General features: G+C 70.1%; 11 protein-coding genes. 4 read left to right on the top strand and 7 right to left on the bottom strand.

The window, feature by feature from the left end; all coding sequences use genetic code 11:
- The 6 genes from cysW to rpsU form a co-directional block, all read right to left on the bottom strand.
- A partial coding sequence (gene cysW, locus EQG76_RS08185; RefSeq protein ID WP_159712298.1) for a sulfate ABC transporter permease subunit CysW occupies nucleotides 1–841 on the bottom strand: 841 nt, incomplete at its 3' end.
- On the bottom strand, nucleotides 838–1683 hold the full coding sequence (gene cysT, locus EQG76_RS08190; RefSeq protein ID WP_159712300.1) for a sulfate ABC transporter permease subunit CysT: 846 nt from the start codon (nucleotides 1681–1683) through the stop codon (nucleotides 838–840). The genes cysW and cysT, both read right to left, overlap by 4 nt.
- A 31-nt stretch (nucleotides 1684–1714) precedes the next feature.
- Complete coding sequence (locus EQG76_RS08195) at nucleotides 1715–1981, bottom strand: hypothetical protein (RefSeq protein WP_159712302.1); 267 nt, start codon at nucleotides 1979–1981, stop codon at nucleotides 1715–1717.
- Between the two features lie 83 nt (nucleotides 1982–2064).
- Entirely contained in the window at nucleotides 2065–2565 is a 501-nt protein-coding gene (locus tag EQG76_RS08200; RefSeq protein WP_159712304.1) for a hypothetical protein, read from the bottom strand.
- Entirely contained in the window at nucleotides 2562–3311 is a 750-nt protein-coding gene (locus EQG76_RS08205; protein ID WP_159712306.1) for a phosphoadenylyl-sulfate reductase, read from the bottom strand. Before EQG76_RS08205 ends, EQG76_RS08200 begins: the two co-directional genes overlap by 4 nt.
- A gap of 264 nt (nucleotides 3312–3575) precedes the next feature.
- Nucleotides 3576–3782 carry a 30S ribosomal protein S21 gene (gene rpsU, locus EQG76_RS08210; RefSeq protein WP_159712318.1) on the bottom strand — a complete coding sequence of 69 codons (207 nt, stop codon included), beginning with the start codon at nucleotides 3780–3782 and terminating at the stop codon, nucleotides 3576–3578.
- 160 nt (nucleotides 3783–3942) lie between these two features.
- Between rpsU and def the strand changes: the two genes are divergently transcribed.
- From def to EQG76_RS08225, 3 genes are all read left to right on the top strand, one after another.
- A complete protein-coding gene (gene def / locus EQG76_RS08215; RefSeq protein WP_159712308.1) occupies nucleotides 3943–4509 on the top strand; it encodes a peptide deformylase in 567 nt (188 codons plus the stop codon).
- Nucleotides 4506–5180, top strand: a complete 675-nt coding sequence (locus EQG76_RS08220; protein WP_159712310.1) for a COQ9 family protein — start codon at nucleotides 4506–4508, stop codon at nucleotides 5178–5180. The genes def and EQG76_RS08220 overlap by 4 nt, the downstream gene beginning before the upstream one ends.
- A gap of 111 nt (nucleotides 5181–5291) precedes the next feature.
- The gene (locus tag EQG76_RS08225) at nucleotides 5292–6080 is read left to right on the top strand and encodes a sulfotransferase family protein (RefSeq protein ID WP_159712312.1); all 789 of its coding nucleotides are present in this window, start codon (nucleotides 5292–5294) and stop codon (nucleotides 6078–6080) included.
- On the opposite strand, the gene EQG76_RS08230 is transcribed toward EQG76_RS08225, so the two are convergent.
- Entirely contained in the window at nucleotides 6056–7333 is a 1278-nt protein-coding gene (locus EQG76_RS08230; protein ID WP_159712314.1) for an MFS transporter, read from the bottom strand. The two genes, EQG76_RS08225 and EQG76_RS08230, sit on opposite strands and share 25 nt — an antisense overlap.
- A 127-nt stretch (nucleotides 7334–7460) precedes the next feature.
- On the opposite strand from EQG76_RS08230, the gene EQG76_RS08235 reads away from it, so the two are divergent.
- A partial coding sequence (locus EQG76_RS08235) for a DUF2339 domain-containing protein (protein ID WP_159712316.1) occupies nucleotides 7461–9488 on the top strand: 2028 nt, incomplete at its 3' end.

Here is a 9488-nt window from a genome sequence, read left to right on the forward strand (position 1 = left end):
ATTCCAGCACGGTCTTGATCACCAGCGTGACCAGGCCCAGCAGGGCCAGGAGGCTGGCGACCGCGAAGGCAGCCGCCGACTGGTACTCGTTGTAGAGGATCTCGATGTGCAGCGGCATGGTGTTGGTCAGGCCGCGGATATGGCCGGAGACCACGGACACCGCACCGAACTCGCCCATCGCGCGGGCGTTGCACAGGAGCACGCCGTAGAGCAGGCCCCATTTGACGTTGGGCAGGGTGACCAGCCGGAAGGTCTGCCAGCCCGATGCGCCCAGCGACACCGCGGCCTCCTCGGCTTCCCGGCCCTGCTCGGCCATGAGCGGGATCAGCTCGCGGGCGATGAACGGAAAGGTGACGAAGATCGTGGCCAGCACGATGCCCGGCACCGCGAACACGATCTTGATGCCGAGCGGTGCGAGGAATGGGCCGAGCAGGCCACTCGTGCCGAACAGGAGCACCCAGACCAAGCCCGAGATCACCGGCGAGACCGAGAAGGGCAGGTCGATCAGCGTGATCAGCATCGACTTGCCCGGGAAGTCGAACTTGGCGATCGCCCAGGAGGCGCACAGGCCGAAGACGAGGTTCACCGGCACGGCGATCGCGGCGACCAGCAAAGTGAGCCGGATTGCTGCCAGCGCGTCGGGCTCCAGGATCGCCGCAACATAGGTGTCCCACCCGGCGCGCAGCGCTTCCACGAACACGGCGATCAGTGGCAGGACCAAAAAGCCCAGGAGGAACAGCACAGCGACGGCGGTAAGCAGCCAGCGCACGCCGCGGCCCTCACGGCTGGCCCGCCTGCGTGCGGGCAGGGCGTTCGCGGCGGGGGTGAGGGTCGCGATCATCGCCGCTCGTAGCTCCGGCTCCAGGCCTGCAGCAGGTTGATCAGCAGCAGGAGGAGGAAGGATCCCAGCAGCATCATGACGCCCACGGCGGCGGCACCCGAATAGTCGAACTCTTCCAGGCGAATCACGATCAGCAGAGGTGCGATCTCCGAATGGTAGGGCATGTTGCCGGCGATGAAGATCACCGAGCCATACTCCCCGACCGCCCGGGCGAACGCCAGGGCGAAGCCGGTCAGTGCCGCCGGCAGGATGCTGGGCAGGATCACTCGCACGACCGTCTGCAGCCGGCTGGCACCCAGCGTGGCGGCGGCTTCCTCCACCTCCTTCTCGAAGTCGGCCAGCACCGGCTCGACCGTGCGCACCACGAACGGCAGGCCGATGAACACCATGGCCACCACCACGCCCACTGGGGTGAACGCCACCTGCAGGCCGAGCGGCTCGAGGAACTGGCCGATCCAGCCGTCGCCAGCGAACAGGGCAGTGAGGGTGATGCCGGCCACCGCGGTCGGTAAGGCGAAGGGCAGGTCGACGGCGGCATCGAGCAGGCGCTTGCCGGGAAAGGGGTAGCGCACCAGTACCCAGGCAACCAGCACGCCCATCACGAGGTTGATCAGGGCCGCGATCATCGCGCCGCCGAAGCTCAGTCGCAGCGCTGCCAGCGTGCGCGGGTCGGCGGCGACCGACAGGAAATGAGGCAGGCCGTCGCCCAGGCTGCGAACGAACATCGCCGCCAGCGGGATCAGGACGATCAGCGACAGGTAGGTGACCGTCACCCCCATGGTCAGGCCGAATCCGGGCAGGACCGGGCCCTGGCGCCGACGGGCGATACTGGCGGTGCTCACGCGGAGTGGCCGTTGGTCATGGCGGCTCTGATCAGTCGGCAACCAGCAGATGCAGGGCGGCGGCTTCCGGCACCAGGGTATCGTTTTCCAGCGACACGGGCGTCACGGGCACGGGTGCATCGGGACGCGACGGGCCCGGCTCGGTGGCCCGCGGGGGCAGGGCCGCCTCTGCCCGAACCTCGGGCTGCACGGATACCGGCCGCTCCGGGGAGCCGCCCAGATCTAGGAATGGCAGGAGGATGGCCAGGCCGCCAAGCGCGAGGATGCCGCGGGCTCGTCGACGGGTCAGTCCGCCCATGGGCATGCTCCAGTTGATAAACTCTACTAATTTAGTAGTCTAATTTCGAGCAGCTTGCACGTGGTTTCTGCTGGGTCCGATGCTCAACCGGCCACGACGGCGGCCGGCGGCCACAGGTCGGCCGCCGCCGGGGCGCAGGAATGGGGCGCGGCGGCCAGGCGCGAGCGGAACGAAGCGGCCAGGACCAGCGCATCCGCCGACAGCGTGGCGAGCGAGGCGTGGACACGGCCGGGACGGCTGGCGGCATCGCCGCCCAGCTCCACGAACAGGGTGCCGGGCCCGCCCGCCCGAGCACTGGACAATCGTCCGGCCCGGCCCAGCTCGATCCGCACCAGCGCCTGGGCCGTGCCGGCCAGTTCCGAGGCCAGGAGCTGCAGCCGAGGATCGTGCGCCAGCCGGCCGAGCGGCGTCGCCTCGTCCGGGCCGATGGCCAGGCTGGAGCTGCCCGAAGCGCGCAGGCGCGAGCTCGCCTCGACCAGGAGCCAGCCGACCTCGTCGGCCGGCAGGAGCGGCCAGGGCCGGGGCGGTGACAGGTTGGCCCGGTGCCGCGCCACCGGTTCGGCCGGGGGTAGCAGGATCGTCATATGCCGCCTCCCTGCGAGACATGGATGCCGCACTCGGTCTTGTTGGTGCCCGCCCAGCGGCCGGCGCGCGGGTCCTCGCCGGCCGCGACCGGCCGGGTGCAGGGGGCGCAGCCGATCGAGCGGTAGCCCTGTTCGACCAGGGGATGGGCGGGCAGAGCGTGGCTCTGCCGGTAGGCCTCCAGGTCGTCCGCTCCCCACTGGGCCAGCGGATTGATCTTGAGGCGGCCAGTACCCTGCTCGACCTCGAAGGTCGGCAGGCCCTGGCGCTGCCCGCCCTGGAAGCGCTTGCGCCCGGTGATCCAGGCAGCGAAGCCGCCCAGGGCCTGGTCGAGCGGCTCGGTCTTGCGGAAGTGGCAGCAGACGTCGGGATCGCTCGCGTGCAGGTCGCCGCGCGGGTCGAGCCGGCCCAGCATGCGCAGGTCGGGCACGGCATTGCGCACGTCGCGCAGGCTCAGACGCTCGATCAGCAGAGCGCGATAGGCGAGGGTCGCCGGGAAATGGGCGAGCGTGTCCAGGAAGATCACCGGGATGCGGGGATCGACGCTGGCCGCCATGTGCAGGAGCACGACGCTTTCCGCACCGAACGACGACACCAGGGCGGTCCGCCCATGCAGGCGGCTGCCGGGCCCCAGCACTGCCGCCAGCAGATCCTGCCCGCATAGATGGCCATAAGCCTGGACCAGCGCGGTGCACTGGCCGGCGAGATCGGCCTGATCGGGCCTCGACTGGACGGCGGCTTCGGGCATGGTGGTCCTCCGGACGCATCGGCGCGGGAGGTGAAACTACAGCTGGTGCCGGCAACCGCCGATCGATATTTCGTAAACTACAATGTAATCTGTACTATATATCGACTAATAACTGTCAAATATGCAGAAGGATCCCTGACGCAACGAGCCCGCCGAGTCGCCCCGGCGGGCTCAGATCGTCTGCTGCATGGCTGCGCTCCAACAGGGCAAGGCCGCGGGCGAATCGCCCGGGTCACTCCTCGTCAGGGCGTGGGCGCGCGATCCCTAGAGTTCGTCGCGCTCGGCGCGCTTACGCATCAGCTTGCGGAACCGGCGGACGGCTTCCGCCTTCTCGCGGGCACGACGCTCAGAAGGCTTCTCATAGTGCCGACGCATGCGCAGCTCGCGGTACAGGCCTTCACGCTGCATCTTCTTCTTCAGCGCGCGCAGTGCCTGATCGACATTGTTGTCGCGGACCTGGACCTCGACGATGGTCGTTCTCCTCGGTGAAAAGGGGACAGGAAATGCATCGCGGTCGCGGTACCGACCGACGCGGCGGCGCCTATAGCACTCTCATTGCGTCCGGGCAATATCGCCGCCGGCTCGGTGCTCGCACGTGACGCTGGCGCGCTTAGGCTCTAGAACTTCGGCCATGACCGTCCTGCCTGTCCTGCGCATGGGCCATCCCGTGCTGCTCCAGGTCGCCCAGCCCGTCGGCGACCCGACCACGCCCGCCATCCACCGCCTCGCCGCCGACATGGTGGAGACCATGCACGCTGAGGAGGGGATCGGCATCGCCGCACCGCAGGTGGGCCAGTCGCTGCGGCTGATCGTGGTGCTGCCGCTGAGTGCGAGGCCAAGGGACGGCGAGGCCGAGGAGGTTCTGCCATTGGTGATGGCCGATCCGGTGCTGGAGCCGGTGGGGGAGGCGATGGAGGAGGCCCTCGAGGGCTGCCTGTCGATCCCGGGCCTGCGCGGCGAGGTGCCGAGATTCGCCAAGGTGCGCTGGCGGGCACGCGACCTGGCCGGCCGGGAGGTTGGCGGGATCGCGGAGGGCCTGTTCGCTCGGGTGCTGCAGCACGAGGTCGACCATCTGGACGGGATCCTCTACCCGATGCGGATGACCAACCTACGTTCCCTGGCATTCCTGGACGCCGTGCCGGGCCCGGACGACGCGCCGGAAGGCGGCCAGGCGGCGGCAAAGGACAGCGGCTCATGAAGTCGGACGAGGCATTGGCGCTCAAGGCGCTGGAAAAGGACCGGCTGTTCGAGATGGTCCTGCAGCACGTGCCGTTCGACGGCTGGGGCAGCAAGAGCCTGCAGGCCGCCGCCGCCGACCTCGGCATGACGCCCATCACCGCGCGGCGGCTGTTCCCGCAGGGCCAGGAGAGCCTCCTGGCCTGGCTGGGCGACTGGCTGGACCGGCAGGCGGCCAAGCGCCTGGCCAGCGAGGATCTGGAGCGGCTGCGCATCCGCCAGCGCATTGCCCGGCTGGTCGCGGTCCGCCTGGAAGTGCTGGCGCGGCACAAGGAGGCGATGCGCCGGGCCGTGGCCGCAGGCGCCCTGCCGCGCAACCTGTACGCCACCTCCCGCCGCATCTGGGCCGGCGCCGACGACATGTGGCGGATGGCCGGCGACCAGGGCACTAGCCGGGAGCTCGACTACTGGACCAGGCGCGGCCTGCTTTCTGCGGTGTGGGTCTCGACCTTCCTGTTCTGGCTGGAGGACCGCAGCGAGGGCGATGCCGAGACCAGGGCCTTCCTCGACCGGCGGATCGACAACGTGATGGCAGTGGCACGCCTCAAGGGCCGGGTTGAGAACATGGTCCGTGGCCTACCGGGCCTGCGGGTGTTCCTGCGTGAACCGCCAGCCGGCGGCTGCCGGAGCTGAAGCCGAGGCCCGGTCGGGTGCTTCCCATGGGACGCCCTGCCGGCCTATCACTCGGCACGGGCCGAGGCTGACCGGGCCGCGGGATCTGCTTCGCTCCTCCTGGATGGCACGATGATCGTCTATGTCGCGACCTGGCCGCGCTGCGGAAACAGCGTGCTGCGCGACCTGTTCTGGCTGAACTGGCGCCTCACGGTGACCGATCCGTACATGCCGGAAGCCGGAATCGCGACCTGGCGGGAGATCATGACCCGCAAGCATGGCATCGTGATCGACCTGGACCGGCCGCAGGTCTTCCGCCTGGGCGAGGCGGTGGGCCTGGTGCCGGGCTGGCTCGGCTGGCTCACCGAGGAGCGCCGCCGGGAACTCGCCGCCGAGCCCGTCACCTACTACCTCAAAACCCACGAGCCGCCCTTCGAGCGCTATCTCAAGGGCGAGCGGGTCGTGCAGATGATCCGCCACCCGCTGCCGGCCTGCTGGTCCTGGCACTGCCTGAGCAAGGAGGACAAGGAGCTCGCTCCGGAGTTCCTGGCGGTGCACGGCAACGGCACCACGCTCACCGGCTATGTCGAGTTCCACGAGCGCTGGCTCGCGGCGGAGGTGCCGACCATCAGGCTGGCCTATGAGCGGCATGTCCAGCATCCGGAGGCCAGCGTGCGCACGATCGCCGCCTATCTCGACTTGCCGCTCGACCAGCCCAAGGTCGCCAGCTTCGACCGGATGAACACCATGAACCCGGTCCGCTATCGGGCTGGCAAGGTCGCCGGCTGGCAGGGCACCGACGAGCAGGCCGAGGCAATCTGGTCAGCCTGCGCCGAGGTCGCCGGGCGGCTCGGCTACCGCTCGATCACTCCGGCGCCGCCCGAGCGCCAGCCGGTTCAGGCCTCGGCAGGCTCGTCCTGACGAATCACCTGCGCCTCTTCGCGCCGGGTGGCACTCACCTCCTGGGTCAGCACCGTGCTGTAGGGGCTGCCAGTCGGGATGGCCTGGGCCGGGCCGCGCTCGGTCGCGGTCGGTGCCCGGCGCCGGGTCATCCGCCACAGGGCAAACAGCCCGATCGCGGCATGGGCCACCGCCAGCAGCAGCGGGAAGGCATAGACGCCGACATGCTGCATCACGAAGGAGGTCAGGGTCGGGCCGATCGCGGCACCCAGGCCGTTGGTCAGCAGCAGCGCGCCGCTCACTCCCACGAGCTGGTCCGGGCGCATGAAGTCGTTGGTGTGCGCCACGCCCAGGGAATACATGGGCAGGCTGAGCCCGCCGAACAGGAAGAACAGAACCAGCACCAGTGTCTCGTTGCCGGGATCGGCGAGCAGGACCAGGGCGGACGACAGGGCCGCACCGAACGTCACGGCCGTGATCACCAGCCGCCGGTCCAGCCAGTCGGACAGCCGGCCAATCGGCAACTGGAACAAGGCACCGCCGATCAGCGTCACCGCCATGAACAGGGACACGGTGGCGATCGACATGCCGAACGCGCTCGCCCAGACCGGCCCCATCGCGTAGAGGCCGCCCTGGGCGATGCCGATGCCGAAGATGGTCACCAGGCCCAGGGGCGAGAGCCGCCACAGCTCGCGAAATCCGACATGGACCGGCCGGGATGGCGGCGGCGCCTGGTTGTCGGCGAGCAGGATCGGCATCAGGCCGATCGAGAACAGCATCGAGACGAAGGCGAAGAGCTGCCAGGACTGCACCGGCGCCAGGTTCAGGAGGAAGTTGCCCGCGGCGAACCCGCCGGTCTGCACCACCATGTAGAAGGAGAACAGCCCGCCGCGGGTCCGGTTGTCGGCCTTGCTGTTCAGCCAGCTCTCCGCGGTGATGTAGACGCCGCACAAGGCGAGCCCGGTCGTGAAGCGCAGGAAGAACCAGGTAATCGGGTCCACCAGGAGGATGTGGATCAGAATGATCCCAGATGCCAGCGAGGCCAGGGCCGCGAACACCCGGACATGGCCGACCGAGCCCACGAAGTGGGGCACGATGAAGGGTGCGGCGACCAGGCCCAGATAATAGGCCGACATCATGATGCCGGTGGCCGACAGGGCGAAGCCCTCGTGGGCGGCGCGCAGCGGCAGAAGCGTGCCCTGCAGCCCGTGGCCCAGCATCAGGAGCGCCATGCCCAGGAGGAGCGACCAGGCGGACAGGATCGTTCGGGTCATCTCGTTCCTTCGCGGCTCCGGCCCCTGGGTCGGCCTCGGCTGGCGGCCCTGCTACCTGATCCTCTAGGCACGTTTTCAGTCGTCATCTCGCGTGAATACGTCAAGCGGCTTGCGGAGAAAGGCTGAGATGGAGGCGGTCTGGCTGGTGCTCGTGGTGGTGGCGGCAGCGGGCTGGTCGCAGCAGCGCCGCGAGATCCGGCGGCTGGCGGCACGGCTCGACGCGCTGGAGGGGCGGCGCCCGGCCGCACCCACCATGCCCCCAGTGCCCGCCATGCCCGCAGCGCCGGTGGCCGCCTCTGCCGGGCCGGTGGAGCAATCCAGTGCCGCACCGCCGGCCGCCCTGGCAGCACCGCCCCCAGCACTACCACCCGGCAGCGACCTCGAGCGCCGGTTTGGCCAGCGCTGGCTGGTCTGGATCGGCGCGGTGGCGCTGGCGCTCGGCGGCCTGTTCGTGGTGCAGTACTCGATCGAGCAGGACCTGATTGGGCCGCGTACCCGGCTGGCTTTCGGCCTGCTGACCGGCATCGTCCTGATCCTGATGGCCGAATTGCTGCGCAAGCAGCCGGGCCGCCTCGGGCTCAGCGCCGGCCAGACCGCCGGTGCCGCCGCCGCCCTGGCCGCAGGCGGGGCGTCCGCCCTGTTCGGCGTCGCCTGGGCCTCGTTCGACCGCTACGGTCTGCTGGGTCCGGAGCTCGCGCTGGCGGCGATGGCCCTGGCCGCTGCCACGGCATTGCTGCTCGCCTGGCACCATGGCCCGCTCCTGGCGGTCGTCGCCCTGGTCTTCGCCTACCTTGCCCCCGTCCTCACAGCTACCGCTTCGCCGGACCCAGTGGCCTTCGCGGTCTGGCTGGTCGCGATCCAGCTGTTCCTGGGCCTGCTCCTGCGCTTTCGCCCATGGACATGGCTGCTGGCGCTGGACCTGCTGGGCCTCATCCCCCTAGGCATCCTGCTCATGGCCGGCAGCCAGGCCGGCACCACGCTGGCACCGCTCGTGGCTGCCGCCGCCGTCGCCCTGCCGGTCTGGCTGGCACGGGAGCCGGACTGGCCGGAGGACCGGCCGCCTGTCCGAGCTCTGCGCCGTGTGGCCGGGGTCGGCGGGCGTGCGTGGCTGGGCGGCCTGCTGCTGGCAGCCTCTGCCGTGGCGGCGAGCGAGCAGAGTGACCTTGCTTTGCTGCCGCTGCCGATCGCGGCGCTGGTCCTGGTCACGGCTGCCCTGGTCGCTCGCGCCCGCCTCCATGTCGCCTTTGCCGGCGCCTTTGCCGTGGCCATTGCCGCTGCCCTGATCGACCTGCCGATCGTCGGCACCGCGATGGCGGAGATGCTGGGCGATCCGGTGACCGCAACCCCCGCCTGGCGCTGGCTCGCTCCGGAGCTGGCGTCCTATGCCTGGTTCTGCGCGCTGACCGCGGCAGCCTTCTTCCTGGCCGGCTGGACCGGCGCGCTTCACGCACGGCCATCCGGCGGGTTCGCGGCACTGGCCGTGGTGGTCCCGCTGGTGCTCCTGGCGATCGCCTATGCCCGGATCGAGGGGTTCGCGGCCGCCCCGCGCTGGACCGTCGTGGCCCTGGTCATGGCCGGCCTGTTCCTCCTGGCCGCCGAGCGGACGGCGCGGTTCGCCGGACAGACGGCGGCCGTGGCGGCCTTCGCCTTGGGCGTGGTCGCCGCGCTCAGCCTGGCCTTCACCATGGCGCTGGAACATGCCTGGCTGAGCGTGGCGTTGGCAGCCCAGGTGCTGGCGGTGGTGCTGGTCCATGCCCGCTTCCCGCACAGCGCCCTGGCCAGTGCCGCTGCTGCCCTGGTCGGGCTGGTGGCTGGACGGCTGCTCTGGCAGGCCGGCGAGGCCGGCACCAGCGAGCAGGGCATCCTTCTGGTCCTTTGGGCCTATGGCGTGCCCACCCTGTTCCTGCTGGGCGCCTGGCTCTGCGGGCGGCGCCTGGAGCCGTTCTGGTCGCGCGACGTGATCCTGTTGGCCGCCACGCTCGGCTGGATCATCGTCCTGATGCGCGCTGCCACCGCACTGGCCGGCGGCGGCCGCCATGACGACCTGCTGGAGCCGGGCCTGCAGGTGGCGGCCCTCACGCTCACCACGGCCGGTCTGGCGCTCCGACCACAGACCGGCCCGGTCCGCCTCGCGACCCTCTTGACCCTGCTGGTG

Source organism: Geminicoccus flavidas (genome assembly GCF_009806515.1).
GTDB classification, from domain to species: domain Bacteria; phylum Pseudomonadota; class Alphaproteobacteria; order Geminicoccales; family Geminicoccaceae; genus Geminicoccus; species Geminicoccus flavidus.